General features: G+C 70.8%; 11 protein-coding genes. 9 read left to right on the top strand and 2 right to left on the bottom strand.

From position 1 onward, the window contains the following. Nucleotides 1-115 precede the first annotated feature (115 nt). From AB0M48_RS00250 to AB0M48_RS00215, 8 genes are all read left to right on the top strand, one after another. Nucleotides 116-2,404, top strand: coding sequence for a hypothetical protein (locus tag AB0M48_RS00250; RefSeq protein ID WP_363834638.1), 2,289 nt, complete (start codon nucleotides 116-118; stop codon nucleotides 2,402-2,404). 151 nt (nucleotides 2,405-2,555) lie between these two features. Continuing rightward, on the top strand, nucleotides 2,556-4,979 hold the full coding sequence (locus AB0M48_RS00245; protein ID WP_363834635.1) for an SEFIR domain-containing protein: 2,424 nt from the start codon (nucleotides 2,556-2,558) through the stop codon (nucleotides 4,977-4,979). Continuing rightward, nucleotides 4,976-5,743, top strand: a complete 768-nt coding sequence (locus AB0M48_RS00240; protein ID WP_363834632.1) for an IclR family transcriptional regulator — start codon at nucleotides 4,976-4,978, stop codon at nucleotides 5,741-5,743. The genes AB0M48_RS00245 and AB0M48_RS00240 overlap by 4 nt, the downstream gene beginning before the upstream one ends. 89 nt (nucleotides 5,744-5,832) lie before the next feature. Further along, nucleotides 5,833-6,867 carry an aromatic ring-hydroxylating dioxygenase subunit alpha gene (locus tag AB0M48_RS00235; RefSeq protein ID WP_363834631.1) on the top strand — a complete coding sequence of 345 codons (1,035 nt, stop codon included), beginning with the start codon at nucleotides 5,833-5,835 and terminating at the stop codon, nucleotides 6,865-6,867. Beyond that, a complete protein-coding gene (locus AB0M48_RS00230; RefSeq protein WP_363834629.1) occupies nucleotides 6,864-7,022 on the top strand; it encodes a hypothetical protein in 159 nt (52 codons plus the stop codon). The genes AB0M48_RS00235 and AB0M48_RS00230 overlap by 4 nt, the downstream gene beginning before the upstream one ends. After that, nucleotides 7,019-7,948, top strand: coding sequence for a PDR/VanB family oxidoreductase (locus AB0M48_RS00225; protein ID WP_363834626.1), 930 nt, complete (start codon nucleotides 7,019-7,021; stop codon nucleotides 7,946-7,948). The genes AB0M48_RS00230 and AB0M48_RS00225 overlap by 4 nt, the downstream gene beginning before the upstream one ends. A gap of 392 nt (nucleotides 7,949-8,340) precedes the next feature. Then, nucleotides 8,341-8,955: a hypothetical protein gene (locus AB0M48_RS00220; RefSeq protein WP_363834624.1), complete on the top strand. Its 615-nt coding sequence runs from the start codon at nucleotides 8,341-8,343 to the stop codon at nucleotides 8,953-8,955. Further along, nucleotides 8,952-9,734 (top strand): carbon-nitrogen hydrolase family protein, encoded by a 783-nt coding sequence (locus tag AB0M48_RS00215; RefSeq protein ID WP_363834622.1) that lies wholly within the window; start codon nucleotides 8,952-8,954, stop codon nucleotides 9,732-9,734. Before AB0M48_RS00220 ends, AB0M48_RS00215 begins: the two co-directional genes overlap by 4 nt. A 46-nt stretch (nucleotides 9,735-9,780) precedes the next feature. Here the strand turns inward: AB0M48_RS00215 and AB0M48_RS00210 are convergent, their stop codons facing one another. Then, a complete protein-coding gene (locus tag AB0M48_RS00210) occupies nucleotides 9,781-11,442 on the bottom strand; it encodes an FAD-dependent oxidoreductase (RefSeq protein WP_363834619.1) in 1,662 nt (553 codons plus the stop codon). Nucleotides 11,443-11,697: 255 nt separating this feature from the next. Further along, nucleotides 11,698-12,624 (bottom strand): acyltransferase domain-containing protein, encoded by a 927-nt coding sequence (locus AB0M48_RS00205; protein WP_363834617.1) that lies wholly within the window; start codon nucleotides 12,622-12,624, stop codon nucleotides 11,698-11,700. A 377-nt stretch (nucleotides 12,625-13,001) separates the two neighbouring features. Here AB0M48_RS00205 and AB0M48_RS00200 point away from each other — a divergent pair, with 377 nt between their 5' ends. Next, nucleotides 13,002-24,722 carry an SDR family NAD(P)-dependent oxidoreductase gene (locus tag AB0M48_RS00200; protein WP_363834614.1) on the top strand — a complete coding sequence of 3,907 codons (11,721 nt, stop codon included), beginning with the start codon at nucleotides 13,002-13,004 and terminating at the stop codon, nucleotides 24,720-24,722. Nucleotides 24,723-24,771 lie beyond the last annotated feature (49 nt).

Here is a 24,771-nt window from a genome sequence, read left to right as displayed (position 1 = left end):
GGGTTTTTCCCGAACAGAGGACGTCCCTAGCGTCGGCGGTCAGTTCCCGAACAACCCCGCCACCGAAGGGACCATGCTCGTGCGAAGACGTTTGCCGGCGATGGTGCTAGCGAGCGTGCTCGCTGGCAGCACGCTCACCGCCGCCGTTCCCGTGGCCGCCCAGCCACCCTCGTCCACGCTCACCAAGTCCGTGCAGGGCGTGTCCGATCCCGCCTCCCACGGCGACGTCGCCTCCTGGGTCGTGTCCTACGCGAACGGCGCCAACGGGCCCGCCTCGATCACCGACCCCATCGGCGCGGGCCACACCCTGCTGGCCGGCTCGCTGCAGGTACCGCCGGGCTGGACCGGCACCGAGGGCAACCCGGTCACCGCCACGCACCCCGACGTGCGCAACGGCGGCAAGGCGCTCTCCAGCGTCCTCACGCCACCTGTGCAGGCCAGCGCGGCCTCGACCGGTGGTGACGGCTTCACCCCGATCCTGCAGCGCACGTCCGACGGCCGCCTGCAGGCGTGGAACGTCTACCACCACGCGGCTCTCACCGTGCCCAAGCTGGTGTGCACCGATCTCGCGACGAGCCTGCCCTGCCCGGACGGTCCGTGGCCGAAACCGCTCAACACCGCGCCCGGCCCGTTCGGCGCGGGGAACACCGGCGACATCAGCAGCCCGCTCGAACCGCAGTACGTGCGCGACGAGGCGAATCCGGCGCGCGTGTACTACTCGGCGACCACGGCGTCCTCGATCGGCGTGGCCTGCATGGACCTCGCCGCTCCCGGCAACTGCGGGTTCTGGCCGCTGATGCCCCGCGGCGGGCAGACGACCGAGATGGCGGGACTCGTCCAGATCGGCGGCAACCTCTACGGCGCCTCGACCTCGGGCAACGTGGTGTGCTGGACGATCGCCACCCAGAGCGCGTGCGCGGGCCAGCCCTACGCCCCGATCGTGCCGTGGACCAACACCGGCAGCTACTACTACGGCGCGCTGACCGTCGCCGGAGGCAAGCTCTTCGCCTCGTCGGTGCCGGCCGCCGGTGGCGCTCCCCAGCTGGGCTGCTTCGACCCCGGCACCACGGCCAGGTGCGCGGGCTGGCCCGCCCCGAAACCCGTCGGGCCCAACGGCAACATCACCTACAACGCCTACACCGCCTACAGCACAACGGGTGCGGAGACCGGTGCGTGTTCCAGCACGACCGGCGCGTCGAACGTCACCACCTGCTACGCGATCGACGGCTCACCCCTGCCCGCGCCGTCGGCCACGGCCGGACTGGAAGGAGGCGTGATCGCGTTCAACCCCGAGGTGGTCCGCACCGGCGACCGCGTGCGCAGCTTCATCGGCATCTGGCGCGGGCCGTACCTGGGCGCGGCGGTGTGCCACGACTGGAGCACCGGGGCGTCCTGTGCCGGCGTGCCTTCGCGCATCACCCACCCGACCGTCAACGGCGGCGACACCAGGGACTACGGCTACGCCTACGACGTCCCCACCGGCTGCATGATCGGCCTGGGCGACGCGGGCGTGCTGTTCTCGATGGATCCTGACACGGGGGCGTCGCCCTGCGTTCGCAGCGGCGCCTCCGTGTCTCTCACCCCGTCCCAGTTCTACTGCGACGGCAAACCGCACACCACCACCTACACGTCGGCGCGGCTCGTCGGCGTGACACCGGCGAACGTGAACTTCGGCGCCTCCACCGTGAAGGCCGTCGACGGAAGCGGAAACCCCGTCGCCACACCGGGTTTCGCCCCCGACGGCACGGTCGACCTGACCGGCGTCACGGCCTCCTCGCTGACCGTCACGGCGTCGCTGGTGCTGAACAACGCCGCGGACTTCGGCGGCGGCAACCAGCCGTCCCTGGCCATCGAGTTCAACGGCGACGCACCGCAGATGTGCTTCCGCACCACGATCTCCGCGGACTGCGCGGTCACGTCCGTCGCGAACACCGCGAACGGGACCGACGCGACCGGCGGCTTCTCGTCCAACACGGTGACCCGTCAGGTCGCACCGGGAACGGCGTGCATGCCGAACGTGGTGGTGAACAAGGAGATCTGCGGCTCGCACACGCCGGCCAACTGCAAGGCGGGCGGAGCCGGTCCCTGGGTGAAGCAAGCACCCGTGGGTGTCCTCGGCCTGCTGTTCGCCACGGCGTACTGGCGGGTGACCGTGACGAACAACGGCCCGATCCCGATCGCCGACGCCTACGTGGTCGACGACGTGGAACCGGCCTGCCAGACCGGGCCGTTCACGCTGCAGCCCGGTGAGTCCAAAGTGGTGTACTGCTCGACCTACGCGTTGCTGTCGCTGTTCCCCTTGACCAACAAGGCGAAGGCGAAGTACACGCCGGTCAACGGCACCCGGACGTACAGCGAGTGGTCGTCCGCGAAGGCCTGTTCGCTGCTCTGCGTGCTGGGCTGAGCCTGAAGGGGGAGGAGCATCAGCCGTACTCGGCCAGGTAGGTCAGGACGGCCGGCACCCGGCGGTGCTCCTCCACGTTCGGCGACGAGAGGCCGCGTGCAGCTGCGGTGGCCGAGTTCGTCGACATGATCGGCCGGTAGGGTCGTTCGCCGTGGCGCCCACATCACCCAGAGTGTTCGTCTCCTACGCGGACGACTCCGGCGAGCACACCGAGACCGTCCGGCGGTTCGCCCGGCGACTGCGCAGCGAGTTCGGCATCGACGTGCGTCTGGACCAGTGGGAGCGCGAACAGCGGCGGGACTGGTGCGACTGGGTGGTCGAGCAGATCGAACAGGGCGACTTCGTGCTGGCGATCGCCTCGCCCGAGTACCGGCGGCTGGCCGGGCCGGACGGCGCGGCCGGCGGGAACGCCCGGTTCCAGCTCGCGATTCTCCGCGAGCACCTGGCGGCGGACCGGCCCCGGTGGCTGCCGAGGATCCTGCCGGTCGTCCTGCCCGGCTGCTCGGCGGACGACCTGCCCGCGTTCCTCCAGCCGCACTCCGCGACCTGCTACGCCGTGCCCGGCCAGCTGGACGAGCTGTTGCGGGTGCTGACCGGGCAGCCCCGCCACGTCTCACCGGAGCTGGCACCTCCCGCCGCCCCGGCCGTCCTGAGCGGTGACGCCCTGCTCCGCACCACGCCGGTCGACGCGGAGCTGAGCCAGGTGCTGGTCAAGGCCGCGGACCGCCTGGCCGGCTCGGTCGCGGACCTGTGGCGCGGCGAGGTCGAGCGCCTCGGCCTCGCCGACCCGCGTCCCCTGGCCACCCGGTTGACCGCCGGGGGTGTCACCTTCGATCGGATCGGTGCCTTCTTCCGCCTGCACGTGCCGACCCGCAGGCTGCTCGTGCTCGGCGGTCCGGCTTCGGGCAAGAGCGTGTCGGCGATCCGGCTGGTGTCCGACGAGCTGGCGGCGCGGACCGCCGGCGGCCCGGTGCCCGTGCTGGTCCCGGTCACCGACTGGAACCCGGACGAGCTGCACGCGTTCGACTGGCTCGCCGGCAGGCTGATCCGCGACCACCGGCTCGGCCAGACCGTGCGCTGGGTGGACGGCCGGCGCATCACGCTGGCCTCCGCCCTGCTCGAGGTCGGCCTGGTGCTGCCCGTCCTGGACGGGCTGGAGACCATCGCCGGCGACCTGCGCCCGCGAGCCGTCGCGGCGCTCAACCGCCTGGGCTCGTCGGTCCCGCTGGTGGTCACCTGCGGGCTGGCGGAGTACCAGGAGCTGGAGGCGGTGGGGAGCGGGCTGGTGTGCGCCACCCGCGCCGAACTGCTGCCGCCGGACCGCGACGACGTGGAGCAGTACCTGACCGAGGCGGTGCCGCGCGGTGCCGCCCGCCTCGGTCCGTTGTTCGCCAGGCTCCGAGCCGAACCTGTCCCGACGCCGCTGGTCGTGTGGCTGATCCGCGTGGTCCACCAGAGGCTCGACCAGGACCCGGACGAGCTCTGCGACCGCGCCCGCTTCCCCGGCCTGGCGGCGATCGAGGCCCATCTGCTGGCCCACCTGATCCCGGCGGTCTACCCGGACGACCCGCCGCGGCGGACTCGGTCGTCCGCCCGGCCGTCGTTCACCCGGCTGCACCACACCGCCGCCCAGCGCTGGTTCGCCCACCTGGCCCGGCACCTCGATGCGACCGGGTTGCCGGATCTCGCGTGGTGGCGCCTGCACCGCTCCGTGCCGTGGGCCGCTCCCGCCTGCCGGGCGGCGGGTGGCGCGGCCATGGGCTACGGCATCATGGGAAACGCCGGCCCCCTCCCTGGCCTGGTCGCCGCCGTGATGCTCGGGTTCCTGGTGAGCAACCGCCGTTACCTGGAGTTCGCAGGGGTGCGCGACCTCGAGACCCCGCACGCCCTCACCGCCTCGGCCCCCAGGCTGCGAGCCGAAATGCGCGTGCTCGCCCGGAGCCTGGGCACGGGACTCCTGCTGGTCGCCGGGCTGCTCGCCCTGCTGACGGCCGCCGTCGGCCTGTCGAGCGACTTGCCGCACACGATTCGCTCGGTACTGGTGCTGAGCGCGCTCGTCGTGGTCGGCGTGTCCCTGCTCGGGTGGTCCGTCCGCGCGCTGTGGCGGCAGCAGCGCGAGGACCGGACCGACGGGCTGGTCGGGCTCGCCGACCTGGCGCGCCCGACCAGCCCCGCCGCGACTGTCCGCGCCGACCGTGCGGTGGTCGTGCTCGGCGCCGGGACGATGCTCGGGATCGCGGCGGTGTTCGCCGTCCTGGGAATCTGGTACGCGGTCCACATGACCCTCGGCTTCGCCGCCGCCTGGGCGCTGTTCAGCGCCTACGCCAGGTTCACCGCCGCCCGGCTCGCGCTGGCCGCGCGCGGCAGGCTGCCGTGGCGACTGGGGGGGAGTTCCTGGACCACGCCTGCGGCCGCGGCGTGCTCCGCCAGTACGGCGCCGTCCACCACTTCCGCCACGAGCACGTGCGGCGGCACCTGGGCGAGCCCGCGGGCTGATCGTGCTGTCCTGGCCGTACCACCCGTACGCCAGGTTCGATCGGCTCTCCTGGAACGGCACGGGAAGATGGCGGGATGAGCGTGTCGAGAAGAGGCAGGCCCGCGGGCCCGACGGGGCCGGTGATCGGCCGTGCGTTGCGGCTCCTCGACGCGTTCGACGCCGAGCGCCGCGAGCTGACGTTGAGCGATCTCGCCCGGCGTGCGGGCATGCCGTTGTCGACCACGCACCGGCTGATGCAGGAGCTTTGCGCGTGGGGCGCCGTCGAACGCGGCACGGACGGGCTGTACCGGATCGGGCTGCGGCTGTGGGAGCTCGGCTCGCTCGCGCCACGCGGTCCGGGGCTGCGCGAGGCCGCGTTGCCGTTCCTCGAGGACCTTTCCCGGATCACCAGGGAGAACGTGCAACTCGCCGTCAGGGAGGGCACGGAGCTCGTCTTCGTCGAACGCATCGCGAGTTCCGACGCGGTGCCGGTGCTCACCCGCGTCGGCGACCGGTTCGCGCTCACCGCCACCGGTGTCGGCCTGGTCCTGCTCGCGCACGCCCCCGTCGAGGTGCAGGAGGAAGTGCTCAACGGACCGATCGCCCGGTACACCGCCAAGACCGTCACCGATCCGGCGCGGTTGCGCCGGATGCTCGCCGACGTCCGGTCGAACGGCTTCTCGATCAGTGACCGCCAGGTCACGATGGACGCCCTGTCGGTCGGCGCACCGATCCGCGACCGGCAGGGCGAGGTCGTCGCCGCGGTGTCGCTGGTCGTGCGGCACGGCAGCACCACCGCGCACGCACTGGCGCGGCTCGTGCGCACCAGCGCCCAGGCGATCTCCCGCGCACTGTCGAATTAGGATCGACTTCCATTTTCCGGAAAGTGCTCTACGGCGCCGGCTGTGGCCTCCGCCACTCTGTGGTCTCCCACCACGGATGAGGAGCGTCGATGACCGGCTTCCCGCGCGACCAGTGGTACGTCGCGGCCTACGGTTCCGAGATCGAGCACGACCTGTTCACCCGCACCATCTGCGGCGAGCCGATTCTGTTCTGGCGCACTCGCGACGGCGCGGTGACGGCCATGCCGGACCGCTGTGTGCACCGCCGTTTCCCGTTGTCGCAGAAGCCTTCCCGGCTCGTCGACGACCAGGTGGTCTGCGGGTACCACGGCTTCACCTACGACGCGAGCGGCAAGTGCGTCGCCGTGCCCGGCCAGACCCGCATCCCGCGCACCGCACGGCTTCTGCCCTATCCCGTCGTCGAGCAGGACTCGTTCGTGTGGGTCTTCATCGGCGACCCGGCGAACGCCGACGCGTCGCGGATCCCGCGCGCGCCGTGGCTCGTCTCGCCGGACTACACGACGGTCGCCGGCATGGAACCGTTGAACGCCAGGTACGAGCTGCTCGTCGACAACCTGCTGGACCTCTCGCACGAGACCTACCTGCACGGCGGCTACATCGGCACACCGGAGGTCGCCTCCACCCCGATCACGACCGAGGTCGACGAGGACGCCGGCATCGTCTACGTGTCGCGGCACATGGACGACGCGGAATGCCCGCCGTTCTACGCCAAGTCCACCGGTCTGCAGGGCAGGATCGCGCGCTGGCAGGACATCGAGTACACGCCGCCGTGCCTGTACAAACTGCACAGTCGCATCGCGCCGGTCGGCTCCGTGCCCAACCCGGACGGCACCGACCCGGACGCGTTCCACGTCGAGGTCGTGTACGCGATCACGCCGGAGACGGAGTCCTCGACGCACGACTTCTGGTGCGTGGCACGGGATTTCGCGCTCGGGGACGAGGAGGTCTCGGCGTTCCTCGCCGAGAACAACCGCACCGTCGTCATGCAGGACGTCGTGGCGTTGAACGTGCTGGAGCAGGTCATCGCGAAGGAGCCGGACGGCTACCAGGAGCTGTCGATCAACATCGACACCGGTGGGCTCGCCGCACGGCGGATGCTCCAGCGCCTGTGCGAGAAGGCATGAACGCGCTCACCGGCGACCGCGTGTTCCGCATCCACTGGGTGCTCGGCACGGACCGGCTCCGCGCGGTGTGCCACTGCTCCGCCGAGCGCGAGTTCGAAGATCCCGTCGAGCTGTGGGCGTGGCTGCTCGACCATCCCGATGGGCACACGACATGAAGCTCCTGCTGGACGACAAGGAACAGGTCGCCGACGGGGTGGTGCTCCTGACGCTGCGGCATCCGGGCGGCGACCCGCTGCCGGGCTGGACACCGGGTGCCCACGTCGACCTCGTGCTCGCCGACGACCTGGTGCGCCAGTACTCGCTGTGCGGCGACCCGGACGACACCTCGATCATGCAGGTCGCCGTCCTCCGTGAACCGGACGGGCGCGGCGGCTCACAGCACGTGCACGACATTCTCGCGGTGGGGCAGCAGATCGAGGTGCGAGGGCCGCGCAACCACTTCGAGCTCGTCGAGGCGAAGCGCTACCTGTTCATCGCCGGTGGCATCGGCATCACCCCGATCCTACCGATGATCGCCCAGGTCGAGGCGACAGGTCACGACTGGCGGTTGTTCTACGGCGGCAGAACGCGGTCCTCCATGGCGTTCCGCGACGTGCTCGAGCACCTCGGCCAGGTCGAGATCCGTCCGGAGGACGAGCACGGCCTGCTGGACCTGCGGGCGGTGCTCGGCGAGCCGGACGAGGACACCGCCGTCTACTGCTGTGGTCCCGAAGGCCTGCTGACCGCCGTCGAGCAGCATTGTGCGGACTGGCGGGAAGACGCACTCCACGTCGAACGGTTCGCGCCGAAGACCGGTGCGGCACAAGAGCCCCGGCACGAGTTCGAGATCGAGCTGTCGCAGACCGGTGCGGTGCTGCGGGTGCCGGCCGGGCAGTCCGTCCTCGAGGTCGTCGAACGAGCGGGCGTGGCCGTGCTGTCGTCCTGTCAGGAAGGCACCTGCGGCACCTGCGAGACGGCCGTGCTCGCCGGGACACCCGATCACCGCGACTCCGTGCTCACCGACCAGGAGCGGGCGGTGGGCGACGTGATGATGATCTGCGTGTCCCGGTCCCGTTCGGCCCGCCTGGTGCTGGACCTCTGAGGTGGACCCCTTCTTGACAGTTCAACAAGGCAGGCGCATTCTCCTTATATCAGGATTCCTGATATTCGAGATCCTGCCGGGGATTCACCTCTGATTCATGCAGTCCACCCAGGACTCGGTGGTGACGACGATGTCGGTGGGAGAGTTTCGGTCACGGTCACGGTCCCGTCCGACACCCGGATGTGTGCTTGGTAGGTCGCCAGCGGCACTGACGCGGGCCCTTGCACGCCGACGAACGCACTTCGGTTCACGCTGGCCACCCGATCTCAGAGCTCTCTGAGAATTGTAGGAGCCGGCACGGCGACTGGAGGAAATGCGCGCCCAGGGACATTCGGTGACACCGGAAGAACAGGCGATAACAGAACAATAGATCGTCCTGCCACGATCGGTGTATGACGGAGATCCTCGGGTACGTCCGCGAGAACTTCATCCTCGCACTGATCATCGGATGTGAGATCGGGTTCTGGTTCTTCCTGCTCGCCGGGCTGGTCGCGCGCTATCCGCTGCGGAGCCCCAGGGTCGGCGGTGCGCTGCTCATCTGCACGCCGCTCGTGGACGTGGTGCTGCTCGTCGCGACGGTGTTCGACCTGCGCGCGGGTGGCGAGGCGACGTGGCCGCACGCGGCGGCCGCCATTTATCTCGGTCTCACCCTCGGATTCGGGCACAGCATCATGCGGTGGGCGGACCAGCGCTTCCACCACCGTTTCGCCGGCGGTCCGCCACCTGTCCACCCGCCGAAGTACGGTCGCGCCAAGGTGCGTTACGAGTGGGCGCAGTTCGGCAAGTTCGCGCTCGCGTGGCTCATCTCGATGGTCATCATGGCCGCGTTGGTCCTTTTCGTCAGCACACCTGAGCAGACCGAACTCATGTGGAAGGTCGCCATGCCGATCATGACCGGCACCGGTGTGGCCTGGTTCGTCTTCGGCCCTCTCCTGACCACGATTCGTCCGCCGCGTCCGCGTCGCGGCGAGCGGGAGACGTACGGCGTAGGAGGAAGTTCGCGATGAGAATCGCCTGTTGGCAGGCCTCGACGCACCCGTCCGACGTGGCGGGTGCTCTCGCCCGTCTGCGGGTGCGCGCGGGGCAGGCCGCCGAGGCCGGCGCGCGGTTGCTGGTCACGCCGGAGATGTCGCTGTCCGGCTACAACCTCGGCGGCCGGAAGCTGCGTGAGCTCGCTGAGCCGGAGAGCGGACCGATGTGCGGCGAAGTCGCGCGGATCGCCGCCGAGTGCGGTATCGCGATCGTGCACGGCTGGCCCGAGCTGGCCGGGGAACGCGTCTACAACTCCGTGCGGGTGGTCGGTGCCGATGGAACGGGTCTGGCCACTTACCGCAAGACGCACCTGTTCGGCGACATCGACCGGTCGAGCTTCAGCGCGGGGGACACGGGGGTCGTGCAGGCCGTCGTCGACGGCACGACCGTCGGCTTGATCATCTGTTATGACGTGGAGTTCCCGGAACTGGTTCGCGCGCACGCGTTGCGCGGCACCGAGCTCCTGGTGGTGCCGACCGCCCTGATGGTCCCGTGGCACTTCGTCGCCGAGACGGTGGTGCCGGCCCGCGCCTTCGAGAGCCAGCTGTTCATCGCCTACACCAACTGGACCGGCGGGGAACGTCATCTGAAGTACTGCGGTCTCACCAGGGTGGCAGGACCGGACGGCCGGGTCGTCGCGATCGACGCAGGGACCTCGGACGGGCTTCTGGTGACCGATCTGGACCTGTCGCTGATCGCCGAGGCCCGCGCCGAGACCCCGTACCTCACCGACAGGCGGCCGGAACTGTACTGAGGCTGTCCCAGGTCCTGGCCGAGCCGGCCACGACCTGGGACGCGTCTCAGATGACGACCGGCGCCAGCTCGTCGAAGAGGTCACCTGGCCCGGGGTTGTCCGGGTGGGTCGCGCCGCCGAGATGACGCATCACGCCCCAGACCGCGTTCAACGCCGTTTCCACGGCGTTCTCCGCGAAACCTCCCAGCCAGGAGATGTCGTCGCCCGCCATGAGGAAACCGCGGTGCTTCGCGTCGAACCCGTCCTGCATGAAGTTGGTGAACAACGCGCGCTGGTACCGGTACTGGCCTGGGAGGCTGGACTTGAACGCGCCCATGAAGTTCGGCTCGGTCTCCCAGGTGACCGAGACCGGCGGCGCGATGATGTGCGAACGGATGTCGACGTCCGGGTAGATCTGGGCGAGCGACGCCAGGACCACCTCCAGCCTCTCCTCGGCGGTGAGGGTGGCGACCTTCAGGGAATCGTCGTTCCACGTGTACGACAGGCACATCACGCCGGGTTCGTCAGGTCCGTCGTCGAACAGGTAGACGCCCCGCGGCAGGCGGTCGGTGAGCGTCATGCCCATGACGTCGCGACCGGTCCTCTCGTCGCGGTCGCGCCAGAACGGGCGGTCGGTCAGCACGAAGAGCTTCGACGAGCCCATGTAGTGGGTTCGTTCGACGGCGGTCCACAGGTCGGACGGCAACAGATCGGGGTCGCACTGGATCCGGGACAGCAGGTTCCAGCTCTGAGCCGTGAAGACGGCCACCGGGTACTCGCGCACACCGCCGGACACGTCCTCGATCCGGTAACCGGCGCCACCGTCGCCGCGGCCGATCCTGCACACACCCGGCATCGGCGTTCCGTCGTGCAGTCGTGCGAGCGAGGTGCCGGCGGGCCAGTGCACGAGGTCTTCCGGCTCGTGCCGCCACAATCCCATCGGAACCTGCTGACTGCCGCCGATGATGCGGTACTGCTTGTCACCGACCTCGGTGTAGACGACTCGCAGGACGTCGAGCACGGAATTGGTGAAGTCGGTGTCCCACCCGCCGCACCCGAAGCCCACCTGGCCGAAGATCTCCCGTTGTTCGAAGGACGAGAACGCCGCTGTGGAGGTCAGGAAGCCGTAGAACGACTGGTTTTCCAGTTCGCGGACCGTGCGGTTCCACAAGGCCTTGATCACGGAGATGTCGCGCCGCTCCATCGCTCCCATCATGACCGGCAGGTCGGCCTTTTCGTGCAACGCCTTGGACCACGCGTCGGAGACTTGCTGGAACGTCAGGGGAAGGTCCTCGGGACCGCGCGCCCAGTGCGTTTCACCGCGCAGGTTGATGACCGTGCTGGGGGTGGCGTCGGCCAGCGGGTTGGGGAACGGTACGGCTTTCAGGCCCAGCTTGTTCACGTAGTGGAACAGGGTGGCCGACGGCGAGAATCGCATCGATCCCAGTTCCGCCCTCGGTTCCGGGTGTCCCTCGAACCCGACGGTGCGCATCCGCCCGCCGAGTTCCTCGATCTCGTACACGACCGGTCGCAGTCCCAGCTTCATGAGCTCGTAGGCGGCCACCATGCCCGAGATTCCTCCGCCGATGACCGCCACCTCGGTGCCGTGCCGCTCTGCCGGCACGGCACCGAGTCCGGCCCGGTGGTTCAGCCAGTCGTCGTAGACGAAGGGAAAATCCGGGGACAAACCCGCGGTCGGGGCCGGCTCGTCCTCTGTGACAATCGACATGAATCCCATTTTTTGAAACCTCGATGATTCGTCGTATCTCAGCGGTGTGACGGAACTGCGGTCAGTGGTGAGCGCGCTGGAGGCGGACGCAGCGAAAGTGTCGCTTTCAGCGACGAGATGGGCACTGCGGGTGATTTGTCGTGTAACATGGACGTCATGGGGCCGCGAGTAAAAAGGGCGAACCTGCCTGGGTGTTGCGGAGGCCTGATTAGTCCCGATGGGACAGAAAACGGGCTCTGATCGGTCTTTCGAGGCTTATCGGCTGGGTCGGCGGGACTTCAAAGCGTCCTTCGGGCCGGCCGTCACCACGTCGAAGTTCTTCCTCAGGATCCCCAGCCGGTGGATCAGGAAGTCCGGCCCTGCCACGCAGATCCTCGTCAGGCCCTCGCTCACCATCCGGTCGTGGATGTGCCCCCAGTGCACCGGGTTGACGGTGGACGCCTCGAGCATCGCGCCGACCTCGGCTCCTCCGCTGATCAGCGAGCCGTCCTGGTCCGAGATGATCGGCGTCGTCGTCGCGGCGAAGGAGAACTTCCCGAAGACTTCTTCCCGCATCCGGGCGCGCAACGGCGCCAGAACACGGGCATGAGCGGCGGGGCGCATCGTGGTCAAGGAGTAGCCGCCGCAGTCGCTGATCTTGCGCTTGAACGCCTCGAGATGCTTCTCGTGCATCGTCACGAGGTGAACGGTGTCGTCGAAGTACCCGGAGATCTCGTGCCACTCGTCGTCCTGCGACATGGTGGTGAGGATGTCGTCCAGCCGTTCCTGCGGCGTGCGCACGACCAGCTGGCTGACCAGGTCCCGGTGTTCCTCCCGGAAGTAGTCCAGCTCGCACCGCGCCAGCTCGGCGGTGAGCCTGACGACCTCCGCGAACGGCATGGCTCCCGAATAGGCGACCGCGGCGCGCTCGCCGAAGCTGGATCCGACGCACATGTCCGGACGGAAGCCCAGCGACTTCTCCATCCAGTCGGCCATCGCGACGGAGTTGACCAGGAACGCGATCTGCTGTGCCGCGCTGTACTCGTCGGGCCCGGAGCGCAGCTCGTCGAGCAGTGAATACCCGAGCGCGGCGTCCGCTTCGGCCAGCCTCCGCCGGGCGAACGGACTGACCGTCATGAACCTGCCGACATCGCCGAACTTCGACGGACCCATTCCCGGGAACACGACTGCTGTGCGGCTCATGGCGACGCCTCCAAATGCATTTGGAACTACCTGGTCTCGGCCTGCGCCGCAGTGGCGAGATGCTGTATTTGCGGCCACGGAGAAATAGGAATGGATCCTATGTCGGGCGGGTCTGCGGAGTAATGGAGCGGTTCCGCGTCCCGGTCATCGCCAAGTAATTACGGAGGTCACGTCCGGGGTGTGCACGCCGCGCCGATCCGTCCGGGTGGAGGGGGAGTTCTTCCCCGGTGGTCGTCGGATGGAATCTTCACATCCCCCAAGTGCTCGACCTGTGATTACGTTACAGCAGTTCTGCGTCCCGATGCGTTTTGGCGGGATCGCCTTGCATTGTTGGTCGCCATCACTGACGTCCCACGGAGTAGTTGGGGAGTGCGCACTTGAGCGAGTTCGATGACCTCCGTCCTGCCACCGGCGAGGTGGTGGACCGGGGAAACGAGCTGCCCGCGGGAAACTCGGGCGAGGCGGCACACGCACTGCGCGATCTCGTCATGCGGGTGACCGCGGAAGTTCTCGCCGACATGGTGCCCGGCGCACCGCCGGTGGGCAGCGGCACCCGGTCGTTCCTCGACCTCGGGTTCGATTCGCTGGCATCGGTCGAGCTCCACGCGCGTCTCGTCGCGGCCACCGGCCTCGAGCTGCCCGTGACCGTCGTCTACGACCACCCGAGCCCGATGGCACTGGCCACGCGCCTGGGAGCCGGTGACGACCCGCTCGGGTCCACGTCCGCGTTCCCGCTCATCGAGCACGACGACGACGTGGTGATCGTGGGTGTCGGCTGCCGGTTCCCGGGGCGGGTCGACTCGCCGGAGGGGTTGTGGCGCCTGGTCGACGAGGGCGTCGACGCCGTGGCCGGCTTCCCCTCCGACCGCGGCTGGGACGTCGAGGGGATCTACGACGAGGACGCGGGCAAGGCGGGGAAGACCTACAGCCGGCACGGCGGGTTCCTGGACGCGGCGGGGGAGTTCGACGCCGAGTTCTTCGGGATCTCCCCGCGTGAAGCGACCGCCATGGACCCCCAGCAGCGTCTGGTGCTCGAGGTCTCCTGGGAGGCGCTGGAACGCGCGGGTGTGGACCCCACCTCGTTGCGCGGCAGCCGTTCCGGTGTGTTCATCGGGGTGGAGCCCCAGGAGTACGGTCCGCGACTGGCGGACGCTCCCGAAGGGTCGGAAGGGCATCTGCTGACGGGCAACGCGACGAGTGTGGTGTCCGGTCGCATCGCGTACGTCCTCGGCCTCGAAGGTCCCGCCCTGAGCGTGGACACCGCCTGCTCGGGCTCCCTCGTCGCCCTGCACCTCGCCGCGCACTCGCTGAAGTCCGGCGAGTGCGACCTCGCGCTGGCCGGTGGCGTGGCGATCATGGCGACCCCCGGCAACTTCGTCGCCTTCTCCCGTCAGCGAGGGCTCGCACCGGACGGACGGTGCAAGTCCTTCGACGAGTCGGCAGACGGCACCGGATGGGGCGAAGGCGTCGGAATCCTCGCGCTGGAACGACTCTCCGACGCCAGGCGCAACGGCCATCCCGTGCTCGCGGTCGTGCGCGCGTCGGCCATCAACCAGGACGGCGCTTCGAACGGCCTGACCGCACCGAACGGCCTCGCGCAGCAGCGCGTGATCCACCAGGCGCTGGCCAACGCCGGGCTCGCCGCCGCCGACGTCGACGCCGTCGAGGCCCACGGCACCGGCACCCGCCTGGGAGACCCGGTCGAGGCCCAGGCGCTCCTCGCCACGTACGGCCGGGAGCGCGATGCGGACAAGCCGTTGTGGGTCGGTTCGATCAAGTCGAACATCGGCCATGCCCAGGCGGCCGCGGGCGCCGCGGGCGTGATCAAGATGATGATGGCGATGCGGCACGGAACCCTGCCGCGCTCGCTGCACCTCGAACGGCCGACGCCGCACGTGGACTGGTCGGCGGGCACCGTCTCGCTGCTCGGTGAAGCACAGCCGTGGCCGGCGACGGACCGCCCGCGCCGTGCCGGGATCTCGTCCTTCGGCATCTCCGGCACCAACGCCCACGTGATCATCGAAGAACCCCCGGCTGCGGAGGACGAGCGGATCGATGACGGTCAAGACGCCGATCACGTCGCCGTTTCCTGGGTGCTGTCGGGCAGGACGCAGGACGCCCTGCGCGCCCAGGCCGAACGGCTGAAGACCTTCGTCGGCAGCGACCCGGCGCTCAGCCCGGCCGACGTCGGGCTGTCGCTCGCCACCACCCGCGCCGCCCTCGACCACCGCGCCGCCGTCGTCGGCCGCGGCCGCGACGAGCTGCTGGCGGGCCTCGACGCGGTGATCGGCACGACCGCCGCTCTCCAGGACGTCGCGGGTACCGGCCGCCTCGCCTTCCTGTTCGCGGGCCAGGGCTCCCAGCGCCGTGCGATGGGGCTTGAGCTGTACGAGCGCAACGAGGTGTTCGCCCGTGCGCTGGACGACGCGTGCGGCTACCTGGACATCCAGCTGGACACCCCGTTGCTGGAGGTGCTGTTCGCCGAGGCGGGCAGCAAGCACGCCGCCCTGATCGACCAGACCTCCTACGCCCAGCCCGCGCTGTTCGCGATCGAGGTCGCGCTGTACCGGATGCTCGAGTCGCAGGGCCTGAAGCCCGATTACGTCAGCGGGCACTCCATCGGCGAGATCGCCGCGGCGCACGTGGCGGGGGTGCTCACCCTCGAGGACGCCGCGACCCTGGTGGCCGCCCGCGGGCGGCTGATGCAGGAGCTCGAGGCGCGCGGCGCGATGGTGTCGCTGCGCGCGACGGAAGAGGAAGCGCTGAGCCTGCTGAGCGGGCACGAGCACGCCGCGGGCATCGCGGCGGTCAACGGACCGCGCTCCGTCGTGCTCTCCGGCGCCGAGGACGTCGTCCTGGGGATCGCCGGCCGGTGGCAGGCCCAGGGCGGCAAGGCCAAGCGCCTCAACGTCAGCCACGCCTTCCACTCCCCGTTGATGCAGCCGATGCTGCACGAGTTCCGCATGCTCCTCGAGTTCCTCTCCTTCTCCGCTCCGGCCATCCCGTTCGTCTCCACGGTCACGGGCCGTCTCGTGCACCCGGAGGAAGTGTCCACACCGGACTACTGGGTGGCGCACGTCAGCGAGGCGGTGCGGTTCCACGACGCCGTGCGGGTCATCGAGTCGGCCGGCGTCACGACGTGCCTGGAACTGGGCCCCGACGGTGTGCTCTCCGCGATGGCCGCCGACTGCCTCACGGACGAGGCCGGCGTGCTGTTCCGGCCCGTGCTGCGCCGCGACCGCCCGGAGGAGATCGAGGCGCTCAGCGCGTTGAGCCACGCCTTCGTGCGCGGCGCCCAGGTCGACTGGCCCGCGGTGTTCCCGGCGTCCGCGACCACCGTCGAACTGCCCACCTACGCCTTCCAGCGCGAGCACTTCTGGCTCTCCGGATCGGCCGCGGTCGACGCGGCCGCGCTGGGCCTGGAGCCCGGCGACCACCCGTTGCTGGGCGCGACCGTCGCACTGGCCGGCGGGGAAGGCCACGTGCTCACGGGAAGGCTGTCCCTCGCGACGCACCCGTGGCTGGCCGACCACGTCGTGTTCGGCCGCGTCGTCGTCCCGGGGGCCGTGCTGCTCGACCTGGCGGTGCGAGCGGCCGAGGAGGCGGGGTGCGCCGCGGTCGAGGAGCTGACCCTGCAGGCACCCCTGGTGCTCGCGGACTCCGACTCCGTGCAGCTGCAGCTGCGGTCCAGCCCTGTCGACTCCGCCGGCAGGTCCGCGTTCAGCGTGCACTCCAGGCTGTCCGGGTCCGACGAGTGGGTCCTGCACGCATCCGGTGCACTGGCGGTGGAGCCGTCGGCACCGCACCAGTGGTCCACGACGTCGTGGCCGCCCGCCGGAACGCGGGAGGTCGCGCTCGACGGCGTCTACGACGACCTGGCCGCCACCGGTCTCGCCTACGGCCCCGTCTTCCGCGGGCTGCGCGGGGTGTGGGTCGCCGGTGACGAGGTGTTCGCCGAGGTGACCCTGCCGGAGCCGGCCGGGGTGGCCGCGGCGGAGTTCGCCGTCCACCCCGCCCTGCTGGACGCCTCCCTGCACGCGATCGCGTTCGGCGGAGCCGGTGACGACGACGGGCGGGCACGGCTGCCGTTCTCCTGGTCCGGCGTGTCGGTGCACGCGACCGGCGCGACGTCGCTCCGCGTCAGGATCACCGTCAAGAGCGCCGACGAGGTCGGTCTGCACGCCGTCGACCCGGCGGGTGCGCCGGTCTTCACGGTCGACTCGCTCGTGTCCCGTGCGCCGTCCGCGGCCGCGCTGAGCGGTGGCTCCACCAGTCTGTACACAGTGGACTGGGTGTCCGTGCCCGCCGGGGACGCACCGGCGTGGACGACCTACGGCGCGGTGGACGCCGCCCCTGGTGTGCTCGCCCTGTTCGTCTCGCCGGAGAGCGACGGTCCGGCCGGCGCGCGTGAGGCCATCCGCACCGTGCTCGCGGCCGTGCAGGACTTCCTCGCCGACGTCCGGTACGCGGAATCCCGTCTCGTCGTGGTGACCACCGGCGCGGCCGGGCCGGACGTGACCGACGTCGGCTCCTCCGCGGTGTGCGGTCTGGTGCGCGCGGCGCAGGCCGAACACCCCGGGCGGTTCGTCCTCCTCGACGGCCCCGAGGAGTTCGTCGGTGCCGCCGCCGGGTGCGGTGAAGCCCAGCTGGCCGTGCGCGAGGGCGTCCTGCTCGCACCACGTGTCGTGCGCGCCCCTGCCGCGGTCGGCGCCGAGCGGGTTTTGCCTGACGACGGCACCGTCCTGATCACCGGTGGCACCGGCGGGCTCGGAGCAGCACTGGCCAAACACCTGGTGTCGGCCCACGGGGTGACGAGCCTGGTGCTGACCAGCCGTCGCGGCGCCGAGTCGCCAGGAGCCGGCGAGCTGAGCGCCGAACTCACCCGGCTCGGCGCGCACGTCACCATCAGCGCGTGCGATGTCGCCGATCGCGCGGCCCTGGAATCCGTCATCGGAGCCATTCCGGCGGAACGCCCGCTCGTCGGCGTGGTGCACGCCGCGGGCTCACTCGCCGACGGCGTCGTCACCTCGCTCGACGAGGAGCGCGTCGAGGGCGTGCTCCGCCCGAAGGTCGACGGCGCCTGGCACCTGCACGAGCTGACGAGTCACCTCGACCTGCGGTTGTTCGCCCTGTACTCCTCCACGTCCGGACTCTTCGAAGGTGCCGGGCAGGGCAACTACGCCGCAGCCAACAGCTTCCTCGACGCGCTGGCGCTGCACCGCCGCTCGGCCGGCCTCCCGGCCCAGTCCCTCGTGTGGGGGTTGTGGGAGCTGGGCATGGGCGGCGGTCTGACCCCGGCGGAAGCCGACCGGGCGGCCAGGCAGGGTTTCCCGGCGCTGGCGGAGCACGAGGGCCTCGCGTTGTTCGATGCCGCGCTGGCCTCCGACTTGCCACTCACCGTCACCGCGCGGTTCGACCTGGCCGCTCTCGAGGCACGGTCCCGCGACGCCCTTCTCCCGCCGTTGCTCGAGCGCCTGGTCAGGACGAGGTCGCGGCGCACCGCCGCCGGTACCTCGCCGGCGGCGGGCCCGCAGCGGGCGGGGACGGCGAAGGCCGACCAGAAGGCGCTGCTCGCCCTGGTGCGCAACCAGGTCGCCGCCGTGCTGGGGCACGCCTCAGCGGACCGCGTCGACCAGGACAAGGCCTTCACCGACCTGGGCTTCGACTCGCTGACCGCGATCGAGCTGCGCAACAACCTGGGCGCCGCCGTCGGCGTGCGGCTTCCGGCCACGGTGGTCTTCGACCACCCGACGCCCGCCGCGCTCGCGACGTTCATCCACACCCAGCTCTCCGACGACGAGCCCGATCCGGCCGCTCCGGTCCTCACCTCGGCCGCGACGGACGAGCCGATCGCGATCGTCGGCATGGCGTGCCGCTATCCGGGAGGGGTGGGCTCTCCCGAGGATCTGTGGAACGTCGTGGCGTCGGGCACGGACACCATCTCCGGCTTCCCGGTGAACCGCGGCTGGGACCTGGACACCCTGTTCCACCTCGATCCAGACCACCGGGGCACCTCCTACGCGAGCGAAGGCGGGTTCTTGCATGAGGCGGACGCGTTCGACGCAGAGTTCTTCGGCATCTCCCCGCGCGAGGCGCTGGCGATGGATCCGCAGCAGCGCCTGCTGCTGGAGGTCGTGTGGGAGTCACTCGAAAACGCCGGACTCGACCCCACGTCGCTGAAGGGCAGCAGGACCGGCGTCTTCGCCGGCGTCATGTACTACGACTACGCCCACAGCCTGGGCTCGATCCCCGAAGAGGTCGAGGGCTACATCGGCACCGGCACCTCGGCCAGCGTGCTGTCCGGCCGGGTCGCCTACACGCTGGGCCTGGAGGGGCCGGCGGTCACGGTCGACACCGCCTGTTCGTCGTCGCTCGTCGCCCTGCACCTGGCCTCGCAGGCCTTGCGCTCGGGGGAGTGCACGCTGGCTCTGGCAGGCGGCGTCACGGTCATGGCGACGCCCGAGACGTTCGTGGACTTCTCCCGCCAGCGCGGCCTGGCCGCCGACGGGCGCAGCAAGTCCTTCGCGTCCGCCGCCGACGGGACCAGCTGGTCCGAGGGTGTGGGCGTGCTCGTGCTGGAGCGGCTGTCCGACGCGCGGCGCAACGGCCACGAGGTGCTGGCGGTGGTGCGCGGCTCCGCCGTGAACCAGGACGGCGCGTCGAACGGCCTGACCGCGCCGAACGGTCCGTCGCAGCAGCGGGTGATCCGGCAGGCGCTGGCCAACGCCGGTCTGTCCACTTCGGACGTGGACGCGGTGGAGGCGCACGGCACCGGCACCCGGCTCGGTGACCCGATCGAGGCGCAGGCACTGCTCGCGACCTACGGGCAGGACCGTGCCGGACGACCGCCGCTGTGGCTGGGCTCGGTCAAGTCCAACTTCGGGCACACGCAGGCCGCCGCCGGTGCCGCGGGCGTGATCAAGATGGTCCTCGCCATGCGGAACGGGACGCTGCCCGCGACGTTGCACGTGGACGCCCCGACGCCGCACGTCGAGTGGGACACCGGTGCGGTGTCGCTGCTGACCGAGCAGGTTCCGTGGCCCGCGCTCGACCGGCCGCGGCGGGCGGGCGTGTCCTCGTTCGGCATCTCCGGCACCAACGCGCACGTGATCCTCGAGGCTCCGGACCAGGCGGACGTTCCCGCCCGCGCGACGGCCCAGAGCACCTCCGGCGCCAGGACCGCCTGGGTGCTGTCGGGCAAGACCCCGGCGGCGGTGCGGGAGCAGGCGCGGCGGCTGAGCGCGTTCGTCGGCGCCGACACGACCCTGTCCCCGGCGGACGTCGGCTTCTCGCTGCTCACGACTCGCGCCGGGCTGGAGGCACGCGCCGCCGTGACCGGAGCGGACCGCCAGGAACTGCTGGCGGCCCTGGACGTTCTCGCCGACGGAGGCGCCGGCGCCGAGGTGGTGGAAGGCACTGTCCTCAGTGGACTGCTGGCGTTCCTGTTCGCCGGCCAGGGTTCGCAACGGGCAGGGATGGGCCGCGGCTTGTACGACGAGTTCCCGGTCTTCGCGTCGGCCTTCGACGAGGTGTGCGAGTTGCTGCCGGGCGTGCGCGAGGTGGTGTTCGGCTCGGATGCGGAGGCGTTGAACCAGACCGCGATGGCGCAGCCGGCCTTGTTCGCCGTCGAGGTGGCGCTGTTCCGGTTGGTGGAGTCGTGGGGTGTCCGGCCGGAGTTCCTGGTGGGGCACTCGATCGGGGAGATCGCGGCCGCGCACGTGGCCGGGGTGTTCTCGCTGGGCGACGCGGCCCGGCTGGTCGTGGCGCGCGGGCGGTTGATGCAGGAACTGCCGCCCGGCGGCGTGATGGTGGCGGTGCGGGCCGGCGAGGACGAGGCCGCGGAGTTCCTGTCGGACGAGGTGTCGCTGGCCGCGGTCAACGGCTCCGGTTCGGTGGTGCTGTCCGGTGTGGAGGGTCCGGTGCTGGCGGCGGCCGAGGAGCTTGCCGCGCGGGGCCGGAAGTGCACGCGGTTGTCGGTGTCGCACGCGTTCCACTCGGTGTTGATGGAGCCGATGCTGGAGGAGTTCCGCGCGGTGGCGGAGTCGATCGAGTACCGCGAACCGGTGGTGCCGATGGTGTCCACCGTGACCGGTGCCCTGGTCGGGCCGGGTGAGGTGACGTCACCGGAGTACTGGGTCCGGCACGCACGGCAGCCCGTGCGGTTCGCCGGCGCGGTAGCCGTGTGCGCGGAGCTCGGGGTGACGCGGTTCGTCGAGCTGGGCCCGGACAGCTCCCTGTCCGGACTGGGCGCGGAGAGCGCGGAGGAGAGCGTCTTCGTTCCGTTGCTGCGCAAGAAGCACGACGAGGTCAAGTCGTTCACCACGGCGCTCGCGCGGTTGCACGTGCACGGCGTGCCCATCGCCTGGGACGCCATGTTCCCCGGTGCCCGGCGGGTTTCGTTGCCGACGTACGCCTTCCAGCACGAGAGGTACTGGCTGGAGGCGCCGCGCACGCAGGCCGGCACGGCCGGGCTCGGGCTCGCCTCCGCCGAGCACCCCCTGCTCGGCGCGGCCGTCGAGTTCGCGGAAGGGGACGGGTTCCTCTTCTCCGGCAGCCTCTCCCGTGGAAGCCACGGCTGGCTGACCGACCACGTCGTGCTGGACCAGGTGATCGTGCCCGGCGCGTGCCTGGTCGAACTGGCCGTCCGCGCCGCGGACGAGGTCCGCTGCGGCACCGTGGAGGAGCTGACCCTCCAGACCCCGCTGGTGCTGCCGGAGTCGGGCGCGGTGGACCTCCGGGTTCAGATCGGTCCCGCCGCCGCGGACGGTCGTCGCTCCATCAGCGTGCACTCCCGTCCGGCGAGCTCCCTCACCGGAGATCCCTGGACGCGCCACGCCACGGGCTCCCTGGTGCCCGCCGCGCCCGCGCCGGACTTCGACCTCCGGGAGTGGCCACCGGCGGGAGCCGAGCCGGTGGCGGTCACCGGCCGGTACGAGGAGCTCGCCCGCACCGGCCTGTCCTACGGTCCCGCGTTCCAGGGGCTGACCGCGGCGTGGCGGCTGGGTGACGACGTCTTCGCCGAGGTGACGATCGCCGACGACACCAGCCACCCGGACTACGGGTTGCACCCGGCGCTGCTGGACGCCTCGCTCCACGCGATCGGCCTGGCCGAGGAAACGCCGCTGTCGCTGCCGTTCGTGTGGAACGGCGTCACCCTGCACGCGTCCGGTGCCGGAGCACTGCGGGTCAGGCTGCGCGAGGAGAGCGGTGACGCCTGGTCGATCCGGGTGGCGGACAGCGCCGGCGAGCCGGTGATGACCGTGGAGTCCCTGGTGCTGAAGGAGATCTCCGCCGAAGGGTTGCAGCCGCTGCGGCAGACCGACTGGTCGTTGCGCGTGGAGTGGGCACCGGCGGTGCTCGGCGACGCCGTCGAGTGGACGGACTACGAGGCGGTCGACGGCCGGGCTCCGGCGCACGTCGTGCTTCACGTCCCGGCGGATCGCGACGTGGACGTTCCCGAAGCGGCACGCAGGCTGTCGCACCGGATGCTCGGCGTCATCCAGCGCTGGGTGGCGGACGACCGGTTCGCGAGCTCCCAGCTCGTCGTGGTGACCGAGGGCGCGGTCGCGGTCGACTCCACGGTGGACGACCCGGCGACCGCGGTCGTCTGGGGCCTCGTCCGCACCGCGCAGCAGGAGTACCCCGGCCGTTTCCTGCTCGTCGACGCCGAACCCGGCGCGGCGATCGGGCACGAGCTGCTGGGCAGGCTGATCGGGTCGGGAGAACAGCAGGTGGCCGTGCGCGGCGACCAGGCCTTCGCGCCGCGGATCGTGTCCGCGGCCAAGGACCGGCTGTCACCCCCGCCGGGAGCGGACGCGTGGCGGTTGGGGATGTCGGGCAAGGGCACGCTCGACCACCTGGTCCTGACGGCCAACCCCGGTGTGCTGGAACCGATCGCGCCCGGTGACGTGCGCATCGGCGTCCGTGCCGCAGGGCTGAACTTCCGCGACGTGCTGACCGTGCTCGACATGTACCCCGGAGACGCCGGGACGATCGGCAACGAGGCCGCCGGCGTGGTGCTCGAGGTCGGTTCGGAGGTGACGGACCTGCGTCCGGGCGATCGGGTGATGGGACTGGTCATCGGCGGGATCGGCCCCGTCGCCGACGCCGACCGCCGGCTGGTCACCCGGATGCCGGAGGGGTGGACGTTCGAACAGGCCTCCGCGGTGCCGCTGGTGTTCCTGACGGCGTACTACGGCCTGTGCGACCTCGGCCGGCTCGAGAAGGGCCAGTCCGTCCTGATCCACGCCGCGGCGGGCGGTGTCGGCATGGCCGCGACCCAGCTCGCGCACCACCTCGGTGCGGAGGTCTTCGGCACCGCGAGCACCGGCAAGCAGGACGTCCTGCGCGAAGCCGGGCTGGACGACCTGCACATCGCTTCGTCGCGTGACCTCGACTTCGAGGACGTCTTCGCGGCGGCGACCGTCGGACGCGGTGTCGACGTGGTGCTCAACGCGCTGTCGGGCGAGTTCGTGGACGCGTCGCTGCGCCTGGTCACCCCCGGTGGCCACTTCGTGGAGATGGGCAAGACGGACGTCCGCGACGCCGCCGAGCTGGAGGAGCGGTACCGGCACGTCACCTACCGGGCGTTCGACCTGATCGACGCCGGACCTGACCGGATCGCGGAGATCTGGGCGGAGCTGGACGAGCTGTTCGCACGCGGAGAGCTCACACCGTTGCCCGTCAAGAGCTGGAACGTCTTCCAGGCGCAGGAGGCGTTCCGGTTCATCAGCCAGGCCAGGCACGTCGGCAAGGTGGTGCTCACCCTGCCCAGGCCGATGGACCGGGACGGGACGGTCCTGGTCACCGGCGGCACCGGGGCGCTCGGCAGCGCGGTCGCACGTCATCTCGTGACCGAGCACGGCATCCGCCACCTCCTGCTGATCAGCCGGCGGGGAACGGAAGCGCCGGGCGCAGAGCAGCTGCGTGCCGAACTGGCCGGACTCGGTGCCACCGCGACCATCGCCGCCTGCGACACCGCCGACCGCGAGGCGCTGACCGGCGTGCTGGACGGCATCCCGCAGGACCGGCCGCTGACCGCTGTCGTGCACACCGCGGGTGTGCTCGACGACGGACTGCTCGGATCGCTCACGCCCGCGCGGCTGGACGCCGTGCAGCGCGCGAAGGTGGACGCGGTCTGGCACCTGCACGAGCTCACCCGGCACCTCGACCTGGCGCGGTTCGTCGTGTTCTCCTCGATCAGCAGCATCACCGGCACCGAGGGACAGGCCAACTACGCCGCGGCCAACGCGTTCCTCAACGCCGTCGCCGAGCACCGCCGCGGCCACGGCCACGTCGGTCAGGCCCACGCGTGGGGCCTGTGGGAGGACGGCATGGGAGCCGGCCTGTCCCGCGCCGACCTGGACGCGATGAGCCAGGAGGGTTTCGGCGCACTGGCCACGGCCGAGGGCATGGCCCTGTTCGACGACGCGCTCCGCGCGGACGAGCCCGTCGCCGTCCCGGTGAAGCTCGATCGCGCCGCACTGCGCAAGTTCGCCAAGCACAACGAGATCAACCAGATGTGGCACGACCTGGGTCGCGCCACACCCCGCCGGGTCACCGAGGCGCCCCAGGCGTCCTCGCTGGCGGAACGGCTCGCTTCCCTGACGGAGTCGGAGCAGAACACCTTCCTGGTCGACCTCGTCCGCGGGCACGCCGCCGCGGTCCTCGGCCACAGCGACGTGGCGGCGCTGGAGACGACCAAGCCGTTCACGGACATCGGCCTCGACTCGCTGACGGCGGTCGAGCTGCGCAACCGGCTCAACACCGCGGCGGAGGTGCGGCTGTCCGCGACGGCCGTCTTCGACCACCCCACGACGGTCGCGCTCGCGGCTCACCTGAAGCAGCTGCTGGCTCCCCAGGGAGCCGCCAGGTTGTCCTCGGCCGCCGTGCTCGCGGAGCTGGACCGGCTGGAGACGAGCCTGCAGGCGATCGACGGGGACGGCGGCCACCTGACGATCGTGCTGCGGCTGGAGGAGTTGCTGTCGACCTTCTCGGCGGCGGCAGCCGGGCCGGGCGACGCCGCGGACGGCGACCTGGCGGACGCGTCGGCCGACGAGCTCGTCGACTACCTGGAACGAGAGTTCGGCCTCTCCTGACCGAGCAAGCCCCTGTCTTGACCCGAGCACGCCCCTGTCCTGGTCAACA

The sequence above is a fragment of the Lentzea sp. NPDC051208 genome (genome assembly GCF_040682435.1).
In the GTDB taxonomy this organism is placed as follows: Bacteria; Actinomycetota; Actinomycetes; order Mycobacteriales; family Pseudonocardiaceae; genus Lentzea; species Lentzea kristufekii.
This window is presented reverse-complemented; position numbering and strand designations above follow the sequence as displayed.